The organism is Luteimonas sp. MC1750 (assembly GCF_016615955.1).
Classification (GTDB): Bacteria; Pseudomonadota; Gammaproteobacteria; order Xanthomonadales; family Xanthomonadaceae; genus Luteimonas.
Window position 1 is genome coordinate 1413307 of record NZ_CP067113.1, and the last position, 19406, is coordinate 1432712.

The 19406-nt window shown below is 72.5% G+C and carries 18 protein-coding genes; 13 read left to right on the forward strand and 5 right to left on the reverse strand.

Annotated elements, in window-relative coordinates; translation table 11 throughout:
• The first annotated feature begins 34 nt into the window (after positions 1-34).
• Genes lptE through rlmH form a run of 5 tightly spaced genes read left to right on the forward strand, consistent with a single transcriptional unit; the run spans position 35 to position 3254 of the window.
• Positions 35-574 carry an LPS assembly lipoprotein LptE gene (gene lptE, locus JGR68_RS06640; RefSeq protein ID WP_199362198.1) on the forward strand — a complete coding sequence of 180 codons (540 nt, stop codon included), beginning with the start codon at positions 35-37 and terminating at the stop codon, positions 572-574.
• 12 nt (positions 575-586) lie between these two features.
• Positions 587-1624: a DNA polymerase III subunit delta gene (gene holA, locus JGR68_RS06645; RefSeq protein WP_199362197.1), complete on the forward strand. Its 1038-nt coding sequence runs from the start codon at positions 587-589 to the stop codon at positions 1622-1624.
• Complete coding sequence (gene nadD, locus JGR68_RS06650) at positions 1621-2298, forward strand: nicotinate-nucleotide adenylyltransferase (protein ID WP_199362196.1); 678 nt, start codon at positions 1621-1623, stop codon at positions 2296-2298. Before holA ends, nadD begins: the two co-directional genes overlap by 4 nt.
• A 29-nt stretch (positions 2299-2327) precedes the next feature.
• Positions 2328-2777, forward strand: coding sequence for a ribosome silencing factor (gene rsfS, locus JGR68_RS06655; RefSeq protein WP_199362195.1), 450 nt, complete (start codon positions 2328-2330; stop codon positions 2775-2777).
• Positions 2778-2783: 6 nt separating this feature from the next.
• Positions 2784-3254 (forward strand): 23S rRNA (pseudouridine(1915)-N(3))-methyltransferase RlmH, encoded by a 471-nt coding sequence (rlmH, locus tag JGR68_RS06660; protein ID WP_199362194.1) that lies wholly within the window; start codon positions 2784-2786, stop codon positions 3252-3254.
• 9 nt (positions 3255-3263) lie between these two features.
• Here the strand turns inward: rlmH and JGR68_RS06665 are convergent, their stop codons facing one another.
• Together JGR68_RS06665 and JGR68_RS06670 are read right to left on the reverse strand one after the other, a co-directional pair.
• Positions 3264-3977, reverse strand: coding sequence for an energy transducer TonB (locus JGR68_RS06665; protein ID WP_199362193.1), 714 nt, complete (start codon positions 3975-3977; stop codon positions 3264-3266).
• A gap of 74 nt (positions 3978-4051) precedes the next feature.
• Positions 4052-4795 carry an SIMPL domain-containing protein gene (locus JGR68_RS06670; RefSeq protein WP_199362192.1) on the reverse strand — a complete coding sequence of 248 codons (744 nt, stop codon included), beginning with the start codon at positions 4793-4795 and terminating at the stop codon, positions 4052-4054.
• Between the two features lie 121 nt (positions 4796-4916).
• Between JGR68_RS06670 and JGR68_RS06675 the strand changes: the two genes are divergently transcribed.
• The 4 genes from JGR68_RS06675 to tldD all read left to right on the forward strand — a co-directional run bounded on the left by JGR68_RS06675 (position 4917) and on the right by tldD (position 12499).
• Positions 4917-5513: a Maf family nucleotide pyrophosphatase gene (locus tag JGR68_RS06675; protein ID WP_199362191.1), complete on the forward strand. Its 597-nt coding sequence runs from the start codon at positions 4917-4919 to the stop codon at positions 5511-5513.
• Positions 5510-7018, forward strand: a complete 1509-nt coding sequence (gene rng, locus JGR68_RS06680; RefSeq protein WP_199362190.1) for a ribonuclease G — start codon at positions 5510-5512, stop codon at positions 7016-7018. The genes JGR68_RS06675 and rng overlap by 4 nt, the downstream gene beginning before the upstream one ends.
• Before the next feature lie 27 nt (positions 7019-7045).
• Entirely contained in the window at positions 7046-10960 is a 3915-nt protein-coding gene (locus JGR68_RS06685; RefSeq protein ID WP_199362189.1) for a YhdP family protein, read from the forward strand.
• 96 nt (positions 10961-11056) lie between these two features.
• A complete protein-coding gene (gene tldD, locus JGR68_RS06690) occupies positions 11057-12499 on the forward strand; it encodes a metalloprotease TldD (protein ID WP_199362188.1) in 1443 nt (480 codons plus the stop codon).
• Positions 12500-12656: 157 nt separating this feature from the next.
• Here the strand turns inward: tldD and yjgA are convergent, their stop codons facing one another.
• Complete coding sequence (gene yjgA, locus JGR68_RS06695; protein ID WP_199362187.1) at positions 12657-13223, reverse strand: ribosome biogenesis factor YjgA; 567 nt, start codon at positions 13221-13223, stop codon at positions 12657-12659.
• A 50-nt stretch (positions 13224-13273) separates the two neighbouring features.
• Here yjgA and pmbA point away from each other — a divergent pair, with 50 nt between their 5' ends.
• The 4 genes from pmbA (at position 13274) to JGR68_RS06715 (ending at position 18208) form a co-directional block, all read left to right on the forward strand.
• Entirely contained in the window at positions 13274-14644 is a 1371-nt protein-coding gene (gene pmbA, locus JGR68_RS06700) for a metalloprotease PmbA (protein WP_199362186.1), read from the forward strand.
• A gap of 99 nt (positions 14645-14743) precedes the next feature.
• A complete protein-coding gene (locus JGR68_RS06705) occupies positions 14744-17095 on the forward strand; it encodes an AAA family ATPase (RefSeq protein WP_234446615.1) in 2352 nt (783 codons plus the stop codon).
• A gap of 48 nt (positions 17096-17143) precedes the next feature.
• Positions 17144-17632, forward strand: a complete 489-nt coding sequence (locus tag JGR68_RS06710; protein WP_199362185.1) for a hypothetical protein — start codon at positions 17144-17146, stop codon at positions 17630-17632.
• Positions 17633-17779: 147 nt separating this feature from the next.
• A complete protein-coding gene (locus JGR68_RS06715; protein WP_255527455.1) occupies positions 17780-18208 on the forward strand; it encodes a DUF4870 domain-containing protein in 429 nt (142 codons plus the stop codon).
• 33 nt (positions 18209-18241) lie between these two features.
• Here JGR68_RS06715 and JGR68_RS06720 read toward each other — a convergent pair whose 3' ends face one another.
• Entirely contained in the window at positions 18242-19144 is a 903-nt protein-coding gene (locus JGR68_RS06720) for a farnesyl diphosphate synthase (protein WP_199362184.1), read from the reverse strand.
• The gene (locus tag JGR68_RS06725) at positions 19137-19403 is read right to left on the reverse strand and encodes an exodeoxyribonuclease VII small subunit (protein WP_199362183.1); all 267 of its coding nucleotides are present in this window, start codon (positions 19401-19403) and stop codon (positions 19137-19139) included. Before JGR68_RS06725 ends, JGR68_RS06720 begins: the two co-directional genes overlap by 8 nt.
• Positions 19404-19406: the final 3 nt, after the last annotated feature.

The following is a 19406-nucleotide window of genomic DNA, read 5'->3' on the forward strand; positions in this document are numbered from 1 at the left end:
TGCCGGACGCGACGGCCTCGTCCAGACTCGCGCGATGACCGCACCCCGTCTCCGCATCGTCCTCCCGGCGCTGATGCTGCTGGCCCTTTCGGCCTGCGGTTTCCACCTTCGCGAGCCGCTCCAGCTCCCGCCGGGCCTCGACGGTGTCCGCGTGGTCGCCGCCGACCCCTACAGCGCGCTGGCCCAGGCGCTGACGCGCTCGCTGGAACACGCCGGCCTCGAGGTCAAGGACGGCGTGGCGCAGGGCACCGGCGTGCTCCGGATCCATTCCGAAGGCTGGGATTCGCAGGCGATCAGCGTCGACCAGTTCGGCCGCGCCCAGGAGTTCACCCTGCGCTATGCGGCGGTGTTCTCGGTCCAGGACGCCAATGGCGACGAGCTGGTGCCGGAGCAGGTGATCGAGCTGTCGCGCGAGTACGTCTCGCTGCCCGAGAACTCCACCGGCTCGGAGAGCGAGCGCGAGATGCTCTCGCGCGAGCTCCAGCGCGAGATGGCCGCCTCGGTGCTGCGCCGGATCGACGCGGTGAACCGGGCGCGCATGCGCGACGCCGGCCCCGCCGCCAGCGACGACTGAGCCGCGCGGCCGATGGCCCGTGAGCTGACGCCCGAACAGCTGGCCTCCGGGCTGTCGCGCGGACCGCTGTCGCCGGTGTACCTGGTGGCCGGCGCCGAGATGCTGCGGGTGCTGGAATGCGCGGATGCCATCCGTGCCGCGGCGCGCGGGCAGGGTTATGCCGAACGCGAGGTGTTCGAGGTCGAAGGCCGGGACGTCGACTGGGATGGCCTCGAGGCCAGCCTGCGCGCGCCCAGCCTGTTTTCGGCGCGGCGGCTGATCGAGGTCCGCCTGCCCACGGCCAAGCCGGGCAAGCAGGGCGCGGAGGTGATCGCCGGCTACTGCGCCCAGCCGCCGCCGGACACCTGCCTGCTGGTCACCGGCGGCGAATGGAGCCGCAAGCACGGTGGCAAGTGGAGCGAGGCGATCGCCGGCGCCGGGGCCATCGCCGTGGCCTGGCCGGTCAAGCCCCACGAGCTGCAGGTCTGGGTGGAGGCGCGGCTGCGCCGGCGCGGCGTGCGCGCCGATACGGCCGCCGTGCAGCTGCTGGTGGAGCGGGTGGAAGGCAACCTGCTCGCCGCCGCGCAGGAGATCGACAAGCTGGCGCTGCTCGCGCCCGACGGGACCCTGGACGCCGCGCGGATGCAGGCGCTGGTTGCCGACGCCGCGCGTTACGACGTGTTCCGCCTGGTCGATGCCGCGCTCAACGGCCAGGGCGCCCAGGCGGTGCGCATGCTCGCCGGGCTGCGTGCCGAGGGCGAAGCGGTGCCGGCCCTCATGGGCATGGTGGTGATGGAGCTGCAGCGCACGGCCGCGCTGGCGCGGGTCAAGGCCCGCGGCGGCAACCTGGGCGCGGAATTCAAGGCCCAGCGCATCTGGGATGCCAAGGAGGCGGCCTATCGCCGCGCGCTGGAGCGCCATCCGGCGGCGCGCTGGGAGCGCTTCGTGGCCGTGGCAGGCGAGGTCGACCGCGTCGCCAAGGGCCGCGGCGCGGGCGACGAGTGGCTGCTGCTGGAGCGCCTGCTGCTCGCCGTGGCCGACCCGCGCGCGGTCGCCCTGCTGGCGGCGTGAGCCTGCTCGCCTGCTACGGCGGCAGCTTCGATCCGGTCCACCTGGGACACCTGGCCGTGGCGCGGACGGTCCGCGACGCGCTCGCGGCCGAGGTCGCGCTGGTGCCGGCGGCCGATCCGCCGCACAAGGACGCCACCCACGCCGGCGCCGCCCGGCGCGGGCGCATGCTCGAGCTGGCGATCGCCGGCGAGCCCGGCCTGTGCATCGATCCGCTGGAATTCGAGCGCGATGGACCGTCGTACACCATCGATACCCTGCGCATGGTCCGCGCCCGCCAGGGCCCCCATCGGCCGGTCGCCTGGGTGGTCGGCGGTGATTCGCTGCTCCAGCTCGACGCCTGGTACCGCTGGCGCGAGCTGTTCGCGCACGGCCACGTGCTGGCGGTCGCCCGCCCTGGCTCGCCGCTGGGGCCGGAGGACATCGCCGCGCGCGCTCCGGCCGTCGCCTGCGAGATCGGCAGCCGCCGCCGGCCCGCCGAAGCGTTGGCCGACACGCCCGCGGGCGGCTTCGCCGTGCTCGAGCTGCCGCGCCTGCGCCACGAATCCTCGACCGAGGTGCGCCGCAGGATCGCCGCAGGTGGCGACTGGGAATCCCTGCTGCCGGCCCCCGTGGCCGGTTTCGTGCGCGAACACCGGCTGTACGGATACAGGGCCGCGACGGGCCCTTCGCTATAATCCCGCCTCACGCCAACGAGCCACAGCCTTTGTCCAGCCAAGCCCAAGTCATCAAGACCAGCCTGCCCAGCCCGCCGCCGTCGGTCGACGTGCTGCTTTCCACCGTCCTCGAGGCCGTGGCCGAGATCAAGGCGGTCGACGTCGCCGAGATCGACGTCCGCGGCAAGACCAGCGTCTGCGATTTCATGGTGGTCGCCTCGGGCACCTCGACGCGCCACGTGAAGTCGATCGCCGACGAGGTGGTGAAGTTCGCCAAGCGCCTCGACTGCCAGCCGCTGGGCGTCGAAGGCGAGCGCGAGGCCGAATGGGTGCTGGTCGACCTGGGCGACGTCGTGGTCCACGTCATGCTGCCGCGCGTGCGCGAGTTCTATGCGCTGGAGCGGCTGTGGACGGTGGGCGACCAGCCGCCCGGTGACCACGATGACGGCGGCGGGTATCGCCGCGGCGACAGCGACGACGCGAACCGCGACGCCGGCTGAGGCGCGATGAAGGCTCGCCTGGTGGCCGTCGGCGAACGCCCGCCGGCCTGGGTGGCCGAAGGCTTCGCCGAATACCGCAAGCGGCTGTCGCACTGGCTGCCGCTGGAACTGGTGGAAGTCACGCCGGGCCTGCGCGGCAAGGGTCGCGACGCCGCCCGTGCGACACACGACGAAGGCCAGCGCGTGCTGGCCGCCCTGCCGCGCGACGTCCACGTCGTGGCGCTGGACGGTCGTGGGCGGGCCTGGGATTCAGAGGCGCTGTCCACCCGCCTGGAACACTGGCGTGGCCAGGGACGCGACCTGGCCTTCCTGGTCGGCGGGCCCGAGGGCCACGCCGACGAGGTGCTGGCCCGCGCCGACGAGACCTGGTCGCTGGGCCCGCTCACGCTGCCGCACATGCTGGTGCGGCTGGTGTTGGCCGAGCAGCTGTACCGCGCCGCGGCGCTGCTCGCCAACCACCCCTACCACCGCGCCTGAGCGCGCCGCTCAGCCGCGGTCGAGGCGGAACTCGACCGGCACCACGCCGATGGCCTGCACCGGCCGACCGTCGCGGACGGCCGGCTGGAAGCGCCAGTGGCGCAGCACGTGGCGACGGGCCGCTTCGTCGAGCGCGCGGTAGCCGCTGCCGCTCTCGACGCTGACCTCCAGCGGCCGTCCATCGACGCCAACCAGCACCTTCAGCACCACCGTGCCCTGGTGGCCTGCGCGGAGCGCGTCCCGCGGATAGGGCGGCGCGCTGGCCTCGGCATACGCCAGTTGCATGCCGGTGACCGGCCCCGCCTCGGGCCGGGTGCCCACGTCGACCATTCCGGTGTCCATCGCCGGCGACGGCTCCGCCGGGAGGGTGCCGCCGTCGACCAGCGGCGGGGCCGCGACGGTCGGCGCCGGAACGACCACGCGTCGTGCCTGGGCAGCCGGTGCCGGTGGCGTCACCGCGGGCTGAACCGGCACGAGCTCGGGCGGAGGGGGCGGCGGCAGCGGCCTCGGCTCGAACCACTCGCCCTGCAGGCTCTTTGGCGGTGCCGGAGCCGTGTCCGGGCGGCCGAGCGGCGCCAGCATCAGCATCAGCGCGGCACCGTTGAGGAGCAGGGCGCCGGCGATGCCGACGATGCGAACCGGATCGGGCCGGCGTGGATCGTCCGCGGCGTGGCGGGTGGACAGGGCGGGGAGCGGACTGCCGAGCGCGTGCTGCAGGACCATGGACCACCTCCTCGTTTGCCGGCGTCTTGCCGGGGTGCGGGGATGCCAACGCGCGGCCGCCGGCCGCGGGGTTGTCAGCGCCCCAGTTCGAACACGATCTCCAGGTTGGCCACCAGGGTGTTCTCGCCAGCGGCGACCGGGGTCGACGCCTCGGCATCCATGGCCATCGCGCGCATCGCGTACATCGGCTGCGGCGTCTGCAGCCGGCCGCCTTCGCTGATGCTCACGATCCGGCGCACGCGCAGGCCCAGGGCCTCAGCGTACATGTCGGCACGGCCGCGCGCCTGCTCGAGCGCCTTGCGCCGCGCCTCGTCATAGACCGCCTCGGGCTGGTCGATGCCGAAGCTCGGGCCATTGACGTTGTTGGCGCCGCTGGCCACGAGCGCATCCAGCACCTCGCCGAGCTTCGCGATGTCGCGCACCTTGAGGTTCACCGAGTTGCTGGCGTTGTAGCCGGAGATGCGCGGCTCCTCGTTCTCCACGTGGCGGTAATTCGGATGGATGCTGATGCCCGAGGTCTGGATGTCGCGTTCGGCCACGCCCGCGGCGCGGATGGCCGCGATCACCCTGGTCATCTGCGCGGCGTTCGCGCGCATGGCGGCACTGGCGTCCGCGGCCTGGGTCACCACGCCGGCCGATGCGGTGGCCACGTCCGGCGCGCGGCTGGCTTCGCCGGTGGCCGAGACCGAGAGCAGCGTCCCGTCGGTGGCGCCTGCGGTGGCGGGGGTCTGCGCGTGTGCGGTCAAGGCGGGGCTCCCGAAGGCGATGAGGAGGGAGAGGGCGGCGACGGACGCCGTGCGCTGCAGGCTGGGGATCATCTTGGTCTCCGGAAACGGTCAGGGGAAGGGTTGTGCCGGTGGAGTGAACGGGTCGTGAGCCGCAGCGGGGTTGATGCCGGGGCGCACGGTCGGCCCCGCGCCGGCACGGTATCCTTCGACGATGCTCCACCTTGCCTCGAAATCCCCGCGCCGCCGCGAGCTGCTGGCGCGCCTCGGCCTCGACTTCGGCGTGCTCGACGTCGAAGTCGCGGAGCAGCGCGCGCCGGGCGAGTCCCCTGACGGCTATGTCGCGCGCGTGGCGCGCGAGAAGGCCGGCGCCGGCCTGCTGCGCGTGGTCGCGGTGCCCGGCGCGGTCGTCCTGGGTTCGGACACCGAAGTGGTCCTGGGCGACGAGGTCTTCGGCAAGCCCGCCGACGCCGCCGATGCCGAGGGCATGCTGCGCCGGCTCTCCGGCCGCAGCCATCGCGTGCTGACGGCCGTGTCGCTGGTCTCGGCCGGACGCGAGGCTTCGACCCTGGTGGAGAGCGAAGTGACGTTCGCCACCCTGTCCGATGCCGACATCGCCGAGTACGTGGGCAGCGGCGAACCCATGGGCCGTGCCGGTGCCTATGCGATCCAGGGCGGCGCCGAACGCTTCATCCGCCGCCTGGCGGGCAGCTATTCGGGCGTGATGGGCCTGCCGCTGCACGAGACGGCGGAGCTTCTGCGCGGCTTCGGCCTGCAGGCGCGCACGCCGCGCGCGGACGGCGGCGCATGAGCGAGGAGATCCTGGTCAACGTCACCCCGCGCGAGACCCGCGTGGCCGTGGTCGAGAACGGCATGCTCCAGGAGCTGCACATCGAGCGTGGCTGGAGCCGCGGGGTGGTCGGCAACATCTACAAGGGCAAGGTGCAGCGTGTCATGCCGGGCATGCAGGCGGCCTTCGTCGACCTCGGCCTCGAGCGCGCGGCCTTCCTGCATGCAAACGACGTGCTGCGGCCGGGGCGCGCCGAAGACCTCGCGGTCGAGGAGCCCGGTGCGCCGCGTGCGCCCGCGCCGCCGCCCCAGCCGCAGTCGACGCCGCCGATCGGCGAATTGCTGCGCGACGGCCAGGAAGTCGTGGTCCAGGTGGTCAAGGATCCGATCGGCACCAAGGGCGCGCGCCTGACCACCCAGATCAGCATTCCTTCGCGCTACCTGGTGCTGCTGCCGCAGTCGAAGGTGATCGGCGTCTCCGCGCGCATCGAGGACGAGGCCGAGCGCGCGCGCCTCAAGGCCCTGGTCGGCGACCTGGCGCTGGCCAACGGCCACGGCTACATCGTGCGCACCAACGCCGAAGGCCAGCCGGCCGAAGCCCTGGCCGAGGACGTCGCCTACCTGGCGCGGGCCTGGGCGCTGGTCGAGCGCAGCGTCGCGACCGCGCGCGTGGGCAGCTGCGTCTACGAGGACCTGACGCTGCCGATGCGCGCGGTGCGCGACCTGATGCGCCGCGACGTGGAGAAGGTCAAGGTCGATTCGCGCGAGACCTGCGACCGCCTGAAGACCTTCGCCGCCCAGTACATGCCGGGCCTGGACGAGAAGATCGAGCACTACACCGGATCGCGCCCGGTGTTCGACCTCTACGGCGTGGAGGACGAGATCGGCCGCGCGCTCGAGAAGGAAGTACCGCTGAAGTCCGGCGGGTACCTGGTGATCGACCAGACCGAGGCCATGACCACGGTCGACGTCAACACCGGCTCCTTCCTCGGCCAGCGCAACCTCGAGGAAACCGTGTACCGCACCAACCTCGAGGCCTCGCAGGCGGTCGCGCGCCAGCTCCGGCTGCGCAACCTCGGCGGCATCATCATCATCGACTTCATCGACATGACCGATCCGGAGCACCGTCGCCAGGTGCTGCGGACGCTGGAGAAGTCGCTGGCGCGCGACCACGCCAAGACCACGGTCTACGACTTCTCGCCGCTGGGCCTGGTGGAGATGACCCGCAAGCGCACCGTCGAGAGCCTGGAGCGCCAGCTCAGCGAAACCTGCCACGAGTGCGGCGGCCGCGGCATGCTCAAGACCGCCGAGACCGTCACCTACGAGGTGTTCCGCGAAGTGGTGCGCGCGGTGCGCCAGTTCGACGCCGAGCGCCTGCTGGTGATCGCCTCGCCCAAGGTGGTGGCGCGCATCACCGAGGAGGAATCGGCGGCGGTGGCCGAGCTGGAGGAGTTCCTCGGCAAGACGATCCGCTTCCAGGCCGACGCGCAGTACCTGCAGGAACAGTTCGATGTCGTCCTGCTCTGAGCCTCGCGCACGGCGCGCGGACCGCTGATGGCGGGCACGCTGCGCCGCGCCCTGCGCCGTGCGCGGCGCGGCGCCTGGTACGCGGTCGCCATCGGCCTGGTGCTGATGGCGCTGGGCGCGGGCATCACCAGCCAGCTGCTGCCGCTGGCCGAGCGCCACCCCGACCGGGTCGCCGACTGGCTGGGCCAGCGCGCCGGGAGGCCGGTGGCCTTCGACCACCTCGAGACCCAGTGGACCCGGCGCGGCCCGCTGCTGCGCGTCGACGGGCTGCGCATCGGCGAGGGCGACCATGCCATCGCCATCGGTGAAGCCGAGATCCTGGTGGCGCAGTACGCCGGCCTGCTGCCGGGGCGCTCGTTCACCGAGCTGCGCCTGCGCGGCCTCGAGCTGACCCTGGAGCGCGACGACGACGGGCGCTGGCAGGTGCGCGGATTGCCGGGCCAGGCGCAGTCGGGCGGCGACCCGTTCGCCGCGCTGGAGGGCCTGGGCGAACTGCAGGTCATCGACGGCGTGCTGGTGGTGGACGTTCCGGCGCTGGGCCTGCAGGCGCGCCTGGACGAGGTCGACCTGCGCCTGCGCGTGGACGGCGACCGGGTGCGCGCGGCGGCGCGTGCGTGGATGGTTCCCGGCGTCTCGCCGCTGGACATCACCGCCGAACTCGACCGCGGCAGCGGCGATGCGCAGGCCTGGCTGGCGCTGCGCCGGGCCGATCTTTCGGCGTGGACGGCCCTGCGGGCGGGCGGCATCGCTGCGGCGGCGGGCACGGGCCGGGTCGAGGCCTGGGCCGACCTGCGCGGCTATCGGGTGGCCAGGGTGGACGTGCGCAGCGAACTCGAGGGCCTTCGGCTGCAGGGTGGCGGCGATGGTCCGGGCGCGCGCGAGGTCGCGCTGGGCGAGGTCGCGGTCCAGGCGCGCTGGACGGCGCTGGACGACGGCTGGCGCTTCGATGCGCCGCGCCTGCGCCTGGGCGCCAGCCCGGATGCCCAGGTCCTGGACGGACTGCTGGTTGCCGGCGGTGCCCGCCGCGCGCTGCTGGCCGACCGGATCGATGCCGGTGCGCTGCTGGACCTCGCGCCGCTGGTCCCCGGCGTGCCGGAGCGGCTGGCCACGTGGCTGGCCGAGGCGCGCGCCGGCGGCGTGCTGCACGCGGTGGAGGTCGTCGGGGACGCGGGCGGGGCGCTGCGCGCGCGCGCGCGGGTCGAGGGCCTGGGCTTCGCCGCGGTCGGCGACGCGCCGGGACTCGCCGGCCTGTCCGGACATCTCCAAGGCGACGCCGCGGGCCTGGTGTTCACGCCCGATCCCGCTGCGCCGGTCGTGTTCGACTGGCCCTCCGGCTTCGGTCCCCCGGCGCACGAGATCCGGCTTCGCGGCGACGTGACGGCGTGGCGCGATGGCGACGGCTGGCAGGTGCGGACCCCGGCGCTGCGCGTCGACGGGCAGGGCTATGGCGCGGCGGTGCGCGGCGGCCTGGTGTTCCAGGGCGACGGCACGCGGCCGGCGATCGACCTGGCCGCCGACGTCGACGAGGCGCAGGTGCCGGTGGCCCGCCGGTTCTGGATCCGCCACCTGATGTCCCCCGCGGCGGTGCACTGGTTGGATACCGCGCTGGTCGGCGGACGGGTCCTGGACGGGCGCGCGGTGGTCTCGGGCGACCTCGACGACTGGCCGTTCGAAGCGGCCGGCGGAACGGCCGGAGCAGGGCTGTTCCATGCCTCGGCGCGGCTCGAGGACGCGGAAGTGCTGTTCGATCCGGAGTGGCCGGCCGCCACCGCGCTGGATGGCCGGATCGACTTCGTTGCCGCCGGCTTCAGCCTGGACGGGCGGGCCCGCCTGGGCCAGGTGCTGGTGGCCTCGCTGCGCGCGGGCATCGCGGACTTCGGTGACCAGCCGCTGCGGGTCGACGCGGAGTTCGCCGCCGATGCGGCTCCGGTGCTGGCCCTGCTGCAGGCCAGCCCCCTGCGCGAGGGCCGCGAAGAGATCTTGGACGCGCTGTCGGCCACGGGTCCGCTGCGCGCGAGCTTCGGCCTGGTGCTGCCGCTCGGCAACGGCGACGCGGGCGACGGCCCGCGCATCCGCGGCCGGGTCGCGCTGGCCGGTGCGCGCCTGGCCGAGACGCGCTGGGACCTGGCCTTCGATGACGTGCGCGGCGAAGCCCGCTACGACCAGGCCGGCTTCAGCGCGCGCGGGCTGCGCGTGCGCCGCGACGGCCAGCCGGGGGTGCTGTCGCTGCGCGCGGGCGAGGGGCATGTGCAGTCGCCCGCCATGGGCTTCGAGGCCGAGCTGCAGGCCAGCCTGGACTCGTCCGAACTCGCCGCGCGCGCGCCGCAGCTGGCGTGGCTGGGCGCGCGCCTGGACGGTCGCTCGGACTGGACCCTGGCGCTGGGGCTGCCGGCGGATGCGGGAGGCGACGGTGCGGGCGGGCAGCTGCAGCTGCGCTCCAACCTGGTCGGCACGCGGCTGTCGCTGCCGGAGCCGCTGGGCAAGCCGGCGGCCGAGGCGCTGCCGGCGCGCATCGACCTCAAGCTGCCGCTGGGCGAGGACGACGTCGACGTGGTGCTGGGCGGCCGCGTCGCGCTGCGTGCCCGCAGCCGCGGCGGACGGACGGGCGTCCTGGCCGTCCTTGGGCGCGACCGCGTCGACGCCGCGCCCCCGGACGCGGGCATCCGCATCACCGGACGCACGCCGGTGCTGGACGCCGTCGCCTGGGCCGGCCTGTTCGGCGGCGGCGACGCGGCGGGCGACGGCCAAGGCCTCGCGCTGCAGGGCATCGACCTGCTGGCCGATCGCCTGCAGCTCCTCGGCGGCACCTTCCCCGCCACCAGGGTGGTCGCGCGACCCGAGCGTGGGCTCACGCGCATCCGCTTCGACGGCCCGGCGCTGGCCGGGACGGCGTCGATTCCGGAGGCGGACGGCGCCACGGTTTCCGCGCGCGTCGAGCGCCTGCACTGGCGCAGCGCAGCTGGCACCGGCCCGTCGGCCGAGCGCCCGGGTACGTCGGGGGGACATGGTCCGGCCAGCGATGCGCGGGCGGCGTCCGGCACCGCTGCCAACGCGTCGCCCGCCGACGCCGACATCGACCCGGGGGCGATCCCGCCCCTGGACATCGTCGTCGACGACCTGCGCGTGGCGGACTCGCCCCTCGGTCGCGTCGAGCTGCGTACCCGGCCCGCGGCCGGCGGGCTGCAGGTCGACACCTTCCGGCTGCGCGCACCGCGGCAGTCCATCGACGTCGAGGGGGCGTGGACCGGACGCGGTGCCGACGCGCGGACGCGGATGCAGGTGGCGGTGGACAGCGGCGACTTCGGCGCGCTGCTCGGCGGCCTCGGCCTGGGTGGTCGCCTCAAGGGCGGCGACGGCACGGCGCGCTTCGACGCCAGCTGGCCGGGATCGCCGGCCGGCTTCCGGCTGGGCGAGCTGGAGGGCAGCCTGGCGCTGGTGGTCAAGGACGGCCAGCTGGTCGAGGTCGAACCGGGGGCCGGGCGCTTCCTCGGCCTGCTCAGCGTGGCCGAGCTGCCGCGCAGGCTCATGCTGGACTTCCGCGACTTCTTCTCCCGCGGCTTCGCCTTCAACCGCATCGAGGGCACGGTGCGCTTCGCCGACGGTCTTGCGCGCAGCGAATCGCTGGTGATCGACGGCGCCGCGGCCGAGATCCACATCGGCGGCAGCGCCAACCTGCGCGCGCAGACCTACGACCAGGTGATCGAGGTGCAGCCGCGCACCGGCGGCCTGCTGACGGCGGTGGGCGCGCTCACCGCGGGCCCGGTCGGGGCGGCGGTCGGCGCGGTGGCCAATGCGGTGTTCGAGAAGCCGCTCGGGCGCATGGGTGCGCGGACCTACCATGTCACCGGTCCGTGGAAGGACCCGAAGGTGGTGGTGGAAGGCAAGGACGCCGCGCCCGCGGACGCCACGCCTCCGGACACCTCGGCGAAGCCCGTACCGTGAAGGGGTCGCCCGCGCCCTGCGGCGGCGCGACCCGCCTTGAAGCACCGACGACATGCCCGCACCTCTCACCTTGACCCTTCGCAGCCGGACCCCCTCATGACCCAAGCCCTCGAGATCGCCCAGTCACGCCTGCTGCTGCCCGTGGGCCTGGACGTGTCGGGGTTGGAGCGCGCGTTCGGCACCCTGCTGGGCCCGGGCATCGACTTCGGCGACCTCTATTTCCAGCACGCGCGGCGCGAAAGCTGGACGGTGGAGGACGGCATCGTGCGCGACGGCGCGCACTCGATCGAGCAGGGCGTGGGCGTGCGCGCGATCAGCGGCGAGAAGACCGGCTTCGCCTATGCCGACGACATCGATGCGCAGTCCCTGCTGGCCGCGGCCGGATCGGCGCGGGCGATCGCGCGCAGCGGCAGCGAGCACCGCGTGCAGGCGCTGGTGCCGGCCGGCGCGCGCGCGCTGTACCCGGCCGAAGATCCGATCGACGGCATGGCCAACGACGCCAAGGTCGAGGCCCTGCGGCGCGTCGACCGCCTGCTGCGCGCCGCCGACCCGCGGGTGAAGCAGGTGATGGTGAGCCTGTCGGGCGGTGTCGACACGATGCTGGTGGCGCGCTCGGACGGCGTGGTCGCGGGCGACGTGCGGCCGCTGGTGCGGCTCAATATCCAGGTGATCGTGGAGCAGGGCGGGCGGCGCGAGACCGGCTCCGCCGGCTACGGCGGCCGGCACGGCTACGAAGCGCTGCTCGGCGACGGCCGCCCGGAGCACTTCGCGCGCGAGGCGCTGCGCCAGGCCCTGCTCAACCTCGAAGCCATCGATGCGCCGGCCGGGGTGATGCCGGTCGTGCTGGGCAGCGGCTGGCCCGGGGTGCTGCTGCATGAAGCGGTCGGCCATGGCCTCGAGGGCGACTTCAACCGCAAGGGCACCAGCACCTACGCCGGCCGCATGGGCCAGCGCGTGGCCGCACCGGGCGTGACCATCGTCGACGACGGCACCCTCGACAACCGCCGCGGCTCGCTCAACGTCGACGACGAGGGCACACCCACGCAGTGCACCACGCTGATCGAGGACGGCGTGCTCACCGGCTACATGCAGGACACGCTCAACGCGCGCCTGATGGGCGTGGCGCCGACCGGCAACGGCCGCCGCGAATCCTTCGCGCACCTGGTGATGCCGCGCATGACCAACACCTACATGCGCGCCGGGCAGGACGATCCCGCCGACATGATCCGCTCGGTGAAGAAGGGCCTGTACGCGGTCAACTTCGGCGGCGGCCAGGTCGACATCACCAGCGGCAAGTACGTGTTCTCGGCGACCGAGGCCTATCTGATCGAAGACGGCAAGGTCACCGCGCCGGTGAAGGGCGCGACCCTGATCGGCAACGGCCCCGAGACGATGCAGAAGGTGCGCATGGTCGGCCACGACATGGCGCTCGACGACGGCGTCGGCACCTGCGGCAAGGATGGCCAGAGCGTGCCGGTGGGCGTCGGCCAGCCCTCGCTGCTGATCGACGGCATCACCGTTGGCGGCACCCGCGCCTGATGCCGAGCGTTCCCCAACCGCGCCACATCCCTGTAGGAGCGGCTACAGCCGCGATGGCAGCAACGCGCCAATACCCTGCAGGAGCGGCTACAGCCGCGATGCGCGCGAAGCCTGCGGTGCAGGCGAAGCGGCGACGCGATCGCGGCTGTAGCCGCTCCTACAGGGAGGGGTCTTCAGCGTCGTCGCCGTCGGGGGGGGCGTTGTCAGCGTCCAGCAGCACGCGGACTTCGCGGTACAGCTCGCGGAAGGCGCGCGGCGGCTTGCCGGCCTTGCGTTCGGCCAGGGTGTTGCGCACCAGCTGGCGGATGCGCTGGCTGTCGGCGGCGGGGAATTCGTCGATCAGCGCCGACAGCGCGTCGCTGCCGTCCTCGCCCAGCAGGCGCTCGCGCCAGGCCTCGGCGCGGTGCAGGCGCGCGGTGTCCAGGCGTGCGGCTTCGCCGTCGGTGTCGAGCGCGTCGCGCAGCGCGTCCAGCGCCTCCTCGTCCTCGCGCCGCAGCTGCTTGGCGAGAAAGGCGATCTCGCGCTTGCGCGCGATGTTGGAGGTGATGCGGCGCGCCTGGGCGATGAAGGGCAGCAGATGCTCGCCCAGTGGCAGCTTCGCCAGCCGGCCCGGGTCGAGTTCGACCAGCTGCCGGGCCAGCTCCAGCACGTCCAGCGCTTCGCGGCGCTGGGCGCTGCGGCTGGGTCCGAGGAAGTCGCCGGTATCGTCGTCCTTGCCACGCATGTCGTCCCAGCCGCCCGTTCAATCATTCAAGAACCCCGAAGGATAAGGCATTGACCACCGCCATCACCGCAGACCGCGCCCTCCACGACGACAGCCGCGAGCGCCTGGCGCGGCTGGAAGGCATCGCCGGCCAGCTGCTGGAGCGCTGCCGCGCCGCCGGCGCCAGCCAGGCCGAAGTCTCCTGCAGCGAGGACCGCGGCCTGGAGGTCAACGTGCGCATGGGCGAGGTCGAGTCGGTGGAATCGACCCGCGACCGCGGGATCGGGGTCACGGTCTACTTCGGCAAGCGCAGGGGCAGCGCCAGCACCGCCGACCTGCGCGAGGAGAGCCTGGCCGCCACCGTCGAGCAGGCCTGCGCGATCGCCCGCCACACCGAGGACGATGCCGCCTCGGGCCTGGCCGATGCTTCGCTGATGGCGCGCGACCCGCGCGAGTTCGACGCCTGGCATCCCTGGGACATCGACGCGCGGCAGGCGATCGAGCTGGCGCTTGCCGCCGAGCAGGCCGGTCGCGACGCCGATCCGCTGATCGCGAATTCGGACGGTGCCGGCGTGGGCAGCGGCGCCTCGCTGTCGGTCTATGCCAACTCGCACGGCTTCGTCGGTGCCGAACGCGCCAGCCACCACAGCCTGTCGTGCGCGCTGATCGCCGGCGAAGGCGACGCGATGCAGCGGGACGGCTGGTACAGCTACGCGCTGGCCCCGGGCGACCTCGAGCCCGCGGCCGCGATCGGGCGCAGCGCGGCCCGGCGCACCGTCGAGCGGCTCGATCCGCGCCCGCTCGCCACCGGCCGCTACCCGGTGCTGTTCTCGGCCGAGGTGGCGCGCTCGCTGATCGGCCACCTGCTGGGCGCGGTCTCGGGCGGCGCGCTCTACCGTGGCGCCAGCTTCCTGGTCGACGCCGCCGGCACCCGGCTGTTCCCGGACTGGTTCGCGATCCACGAGCGTCCGTTCCTGCAGCGCGGCCTGCGCTCGGCGGCCTTCGACGCCGAAGGCGTGGCCACCCGCGAGGCCCCGCTGGTGGAGGCCGGCGTGCTGCAGCGCTACGTCCTCGGCAGCTACAGCGCCCGGCGCCTGGGCCTGGAGACCACCGCCAACGCCGGTGGCGTGCACAACCTCGAGGTCGCCGCGAACGCCGGCAGCCTCGAAGACATGGCGCGCGACATGGGTCGTGGCCTGCTCGTCACCAGCCTGATGGGGCAGGGCGTCAACACCGTCACCGGCGACTACTCGCGTGGCGCGGCGGGCTTCCTGGTCGAGGGCGGCACGATCGTGCATCCGGTCGACGGCATCACCATTGCCGGCAACCTGCGCGACATGTTCATGGCGATCGAGGCGGTCGGCCGCGACGTCGATCCACGCTCGCACATCCGCACCGGATCGATCCTGGTGGGCGCGATGACCGTGGCCGGCGTGGGGTGATCAGACTTTACTTTCACGATTTGCGGCGATAGCTTGTCCCCCGTTACAGGGGGAAAACTCGATGCAGATCAGGGACGTCCACGGAACGGGAGTTCCGGCGTGAGCGCGCAGCTTGCTGCGCAGCCTTCGGGCTACATCCAGGCGCAGATGACGCGCCTGCAATCCGAACTCGCCCAGGTCAGGACCCGTTCGCAGGGTGCTGTGGCCAAGGTGCGGGAAGGCAACGAGCGAATGCTCTCTTCCGCGGCATCCGCCATCGCCGCCGATTCCGCTCGAAGCTGCGATGCGGCGGCCGCCGCTGCGCTTGAGCGCGCTCGCCGTGGTGCCTGGCCCGCAGCGCTCACGCTGTCGGCCCCCTGGGGCCCCGGCCGTCCGCAGGCGCTGTGCTGGATGGGAGTGCTGGTGGCCGTTCCCGTGGTCGCGATGCTGCTTGGCATGGGCGGTCTGCTCATGTTGATCGCCGTGGCGGGCGCGTATGCCTGGCTGGTGCACTGGGGGCGGCGGCGAGAGGCCGAGCGCGCCAGCGCGTCCGAGCGCGCTGCGATCGAGGGCTTTCGCGCACTGCGGCCACAGCTGCTGGCGTTCGATGTGAAAAGCAGCGCCGATCCCGACTATCCGTACAGCGCCACTATGGCGCCGGTCGGTAATGGCGAGAATTTCTCCCAGGACATCCGGACCGACACGAAGACGTACGGACCACAGTTCGGCGCCACGTTCCTCGGCCTGCGTGACGGCGCGCGCAACCTCTTGATCCTGGTTCGCCTTCCGGTGGACGGGTTCTCCCTGCAGGCCATCCCGTTCAACGACCTCCAGCGTGCGGACCCGCGCTGGGCGGTCTGGTCGGGACTCGCGGAAGGGCTCGCCGCAGGCGCCGTGGAGCACGCCACGGCCATCAAGCGCTTCGCCGAAGAGGTGGGTGACTGGCAGGCCGAGCTGTCGCGGGCGCGCCTGATCGAGCAGCGGATCGAAACCCTGTCCGGGCAGGAGCAGGCCTGGTCCGACGTGGCCCTGCCGGCCGAAACGCTCGACGCGATCCTGAGCCTCGTGGATTCCTTCAAGTCGGGTCGCCCCGTCAAGGGCATCCTGCTGCATGGCCCGCCGGGCACCGGCAAGACCCTGATCGCGCGCAAGCTTGCCCAGCATGCCGGATGCAATTTTGTCTCCGTCGGGATCGCCGACCTGAAGGCTCCGCATATCGGCGAGACCGGGCCCCGCGTGCGCGAGGTCTGGGAGCGCTGCCGGAAGGGGGCGCCGACGATCCTGTTCATCGACGAGTGCGAAAGCGTGTTTGCCGCCCGCGGCTCGAACACCACCGATGCGTTCGGAAACGAACTGGTGCAGACCTTCCTGGCCGAGTGGGACGGCTTCAACCAGTGCGCGGGGGAGGTGTTCGTGATCGGCGCCACCAATCGCCACGAGCTGCTCGACAACGCGGTCATGTCGCGCTTCACCGAGTCGATCGAGATCCCCGCACCCGACGCGCATGGACGTGAGCGCATCCTGGCCAACGAAATCGCCAAGGCGCGGCTGCACTTCGCGCCGACCGAAGACATGGTGCGCGAGACCGCGGGCATGTCCGGGCGTGACATCCACACGCTGGTGTCGAAGATCGTCGCCAGCCACCTGCACGGCGAAGTGACCCGTGAGGACTTCGCCGCTGAAGTCCGCAAGCTGCGGGGCAAGCAATCCACCTCGGTCGAGCGTCTGGGCTGGGACGCGCTGGTGTTGCCGGAATCGACGCTGGCCGAGTTCAGGAGCCTGGGGCGGGAGCTCGTCCACGCCGAAGAACTGCGCAAGCTGGGGGTCGGCGTGCCGCGCGGCATCCTGCTGTACGGCCCGCCGGGGACCGGCAAGACCCAGGTCGCGCGCGTGCTGGCCTCCGAGTCCGGCCTCGCCTTCATCGCGGCCAGCTCCAGCGAACTCAAGGCGGGCTACACCGGCCAGTCCGGCGGACTGGTCCGCCAGCTGTTCGAGAAGGCACGCGCCCAGGCCCCGTGCATCCTGTTCCTCGACGAGCTCGACACCGTCGCCCGCTCGCGCGGCGACGGAGACAGCTTTACCGGCGAGATCGTGGCGCAGCTGCTGCAGGAACTCGACGGTGTGGCGACGAAGAAGGGCCAGGTATTCCTGCTCGCTGCCAGCAACCATCCCGGGAGCATCGACAGCGCGCTGCTGTCGCGGTTCGAGCGCCGCATCGAGATCGGACTGCCCGACGAGCCGGCCCGCGCAGCGATTCTCGCACTGCAGCTTGCCGGAAAGCCGCTGAGTTTCGAGGTGGAAGCCGCATGCGTAGAACTCGCCAGGCGCACCGGCGGATTCTCGGGCCGTGACCTCCAGTCGCTTGTCACCACGGCGACGCGTCGTGCGCTGCAGCGCGCGATACAGGAGACCGGGGATCCACGCACATTCACGCTAGTCATTGACGACCTTGAAACTAGTCTGGCGGCCTGAACCAGATCGCCACAGCTGCACCTAACTAATAGCGAAAGGGGGTTCTCCATGCGTATCCTGTTGGCTCTTGTCGTTGCGTTGATTGCTGCAGTCGTCGCCTCGTTCATCACGGGCATGTTGGGCTTGGGCTTCCTGAGCTCGCTGGTGTCGATTGGCGTGTTTATCGTCGTTTTCTTCATGATGAAGCGTGGTGCGCCCATTGGGTCGTCCCGGGTTCCGGACGGGTTCAACGCCGACTTCGCCCACGAAAATATTGCGATTGACACTGCGTCCGGCAAGCTGTGGCTCCGCGACAAGAGCGGCGCGTCGACAGTAGTGGACAAGGGAGATGTTCTGCGCTGGAACTTGGCCTTCATGTCGCGAGGCGCCATCCATCTCGACAGCCGGCTTGAGGTTCATGTGCGTGACCTGAAGCGCCCCAAGTTCGAGGTCCCGTTCCGTCGGCATGGGGAGACTTGGAAGTGGGGTGCGGCGCGGAACCATGCCGAGGCGGAGGAGTGGGTCTCCCGCCTGACGACCTGGGTCCAGACCAGTTGATCTAGTCGCGCCGGGCAGGCCGTCCCGGCCATGCGCTAGGGCCGGCGGGGTCCGTGCCGGCCCCCACCCATCGCGATCGCACATCCGATGGCGGGCGGGAGTGACGTGCTAACGTCGGGGAGACCCATCCTGACGGGGAGGCGCGACATGTTCGACCAGGACCATCACGACGACGCACCACGGGTGGCGGCCGGAGGCGCCATCGATCCGCAGCAGCGCCAGTGGGCGATGTTCGCGCACCTCTCCGCGCTGCTGGGCGGGCTGCTCACCACGGCCTGGGGCGGCAGCATCGGCTGCTTCATCGGCCCGCTGGTGATCTGGCTGCTCAAGAAGGACACCATGCCCTTCGTCGGCGACCAGGCCAAGGAAGCGCTGAACTTCAACATCACCGTGGCGATCATTTTCCTGGTGCTGTTCCTGATGACGATCTTCACCCTGGGCATCGGCATCATCATCACCGGCCCGCTGTTCGTGGTGGTCGGCCTGTCCTGGCTGGTGTTCACCATCATCGCGGCGATCAAGGCCAACGATGGCATCGCCTACCGCTATCCGCTGACGCTGCGGCTGATCAAGTAGCCGCCAGGGCCGCGGCCACGCGCCGCTGCCGTCTCAGTGCGAGCGCTCGACCGCCAGGCGGCCGAGCGCGGCCAGCAGGTCACCGCGCGGCCCCAGGGGTTCCAGCATCGCGTCCATGGTGCGCGCCAGCGCGTCGAGCCGGGCGCGCGAGGCGTCCAGGCCGATGATTGCCGGGAACGTCGCCTTGTCCTGGGCGGCGTCCTTGCCCGCGGTCTTGCCCAGCGTGGCGCTCTCGCCCTCGACGTCGAGCAGGTCGTCGCGGATCTGGAAGGCGAGGCCGAGCGCGTCGGCGTAGGCATCCAGGCGCGCGCGGTCGGCGTCACCGGCACCGGCGGCGATCGCGCCCATGCGCACGGCGGCGCGGATCAGCGCGCCGGTCTTGAGGGTGTGCAGCTGCTCCAGCGCGTCGATGCCGGCCGTCGATGCCTGGCCGGTCGCGGCGAGGTCCAGCGCCTGGCCGCCGCACATGCCGCCGGCACCGGCGGCGAGCGCGAGTTCGCGCAGCATCGCCACGCGCGCGGCGTCGCTGCAGCGGGCCTCGGCGAGCACCGCGAAGGCCAGCGACTGCAGCGCGTCGCCGGCCAGGATCGCGGTGGCCTCGTCGAAGGCGACGTGGACGGTGGGCTGGCCGCGGCGCAGGGCGTCGTCGTCCATCGCCGGCAGGTCGTCGTGGACCAGGGAGTAGGCGTGCACCAGCTCGATCGCGGCGGCGGCCGCGTCGAGCGCGGACGGGTCGGCGCCGAATGCGGTCCCGGTGGCGTAGGCCAGCAGTGGACGCATGCGCTTGCCGCCGAGCAGCACGGCGTGGCGCATGGCCGCGCCCAGGCGCTGTTCGGCGGCGGGGTGGTCGGCCAGCGCGGAGGCGAGCACGCCGTCGATCCGGCTGCGCCAGGCGTCGAGCTGCGCGGCGGCCGTGCCGCCGGTCGCGTCAGGCATCGTCGCCAAGGGCGGGGAACGAGGTTCCGGAGTCAGGCTGTTGCGGATCGGTCAGCAGGCGCACGCGCAGCTCGGCGGCTTCGAGCGCCTGCTGGCAGCGGCGGTAGAGGCCGACGCCGCGCTCGTAGGCGGCGAGCGAATCCTCGAGGCTCATGTCGCCGTGCTCCATCTTGCCGACGAGCTGCTCGAGGGCATCGAGCGAGGCTTCGAAATCGGCGACCGGAGAGCCGGCGTTGGCGGTATCGGCGGGGTCTGGCATGGC

Bases quoted from the DNA above. Each gene is read 5' to 3' on its own strand.
- lptE (WP_199362198.1), top strand. From the start codon at position 35: ATGACCGCACCCCGTCTCCGCATCGTCCTCCCGGCGCTGATGCTGCTG.
- holA (WP_199362197.1), top strand. From the start codon at position 587: ATGGCCCGTGAGCTGACGCCCGAACAGCTGGCCTCCGGGCTGTCGCGC.
- rlmH (WP_199362194.1), top strand. From the start codon at position 2,784: ATGAAGGCTCGCCTGGTGGCCGTCGGCGAACGCCCGCCGGCCTGGGTG.
- JGR68_RS06665 (WP_199362193.1), bottom strand. From the start codon at position 3,977: ATGGTCCTGCAGCACGCGCTCGGCAGTCCGCTCCCCGCCCTGTCCACC.
- JGR68_RS06670 (WP_199362192.1), bottom strand. From the start codon at position 4,795: ATGATCCCCAGCCTGCAGCGCACGGCGTCCGTCGCCGCCCTCTCCCTC.
- JGR68_RS06675 (WP_199362191.1), top strand. From the start codon at position 4,917: ATGCTCCACCTTGCCTCGAAATCCCCGCGCCGCCGCGAGCTGCTGGCG.
- rng (WP_199362190.1), top strand. From the start codon at position 5,510: ATGAGCGAGGAGATCCTGGTCAACGTCACCCCGCGCGAGACCCGCGTG.
- JGR68_RS06685 (WP_199362189.1), top strand. From the start codon at position 7,046: ATGGCGGGCACGCTGCGCCGCGCCCTGCGCCGTGCGCGGCGCGGCGCC.
- tldD (WP_199362188.1), top strand. From the start codon at position 11,057: ATGACCCAAGCCCTCGAGATCGCCCAGTCACGCCTGCTGCTGCCCGTG.
- yjgA (WP_199362187.1), bottom strand. From the start codon at position 13,223: ATGCGTGGCAAGGACGACGATACCGGCGACTTCCTCGGACCCAGCCGC.
- JGR68_RS06710 (WP_199362185.1), top strand. From the start codon at position 17,144: ATGCGTATCCTGTTGGCTCTTGTCGTTGCGTTGATTGCTGCAGTCGTC.
- JGR68_RS06715 (WP_255527455.1), top strand. From the start codon at position 17,780: ATGTTCGACCAGGACCATCACGACGACGCACCACGGGTGGCGGCCGGA.
- JGR68_RS06720 (WP_199362184.1), bottom strand. From the start codon at position 19,144: ATGCCTGACGCGACCGGCGGCACGGCCGCCGCGCAGCTCGACGCCTGG.
- JGR68_RS06725 (WP_199362183.1), bottom strand. From the start codon at position 19,403: ATGCCAGACCCCGCCGATACCGCCAACGCCGGCTCTCCGGTCGCCGAT.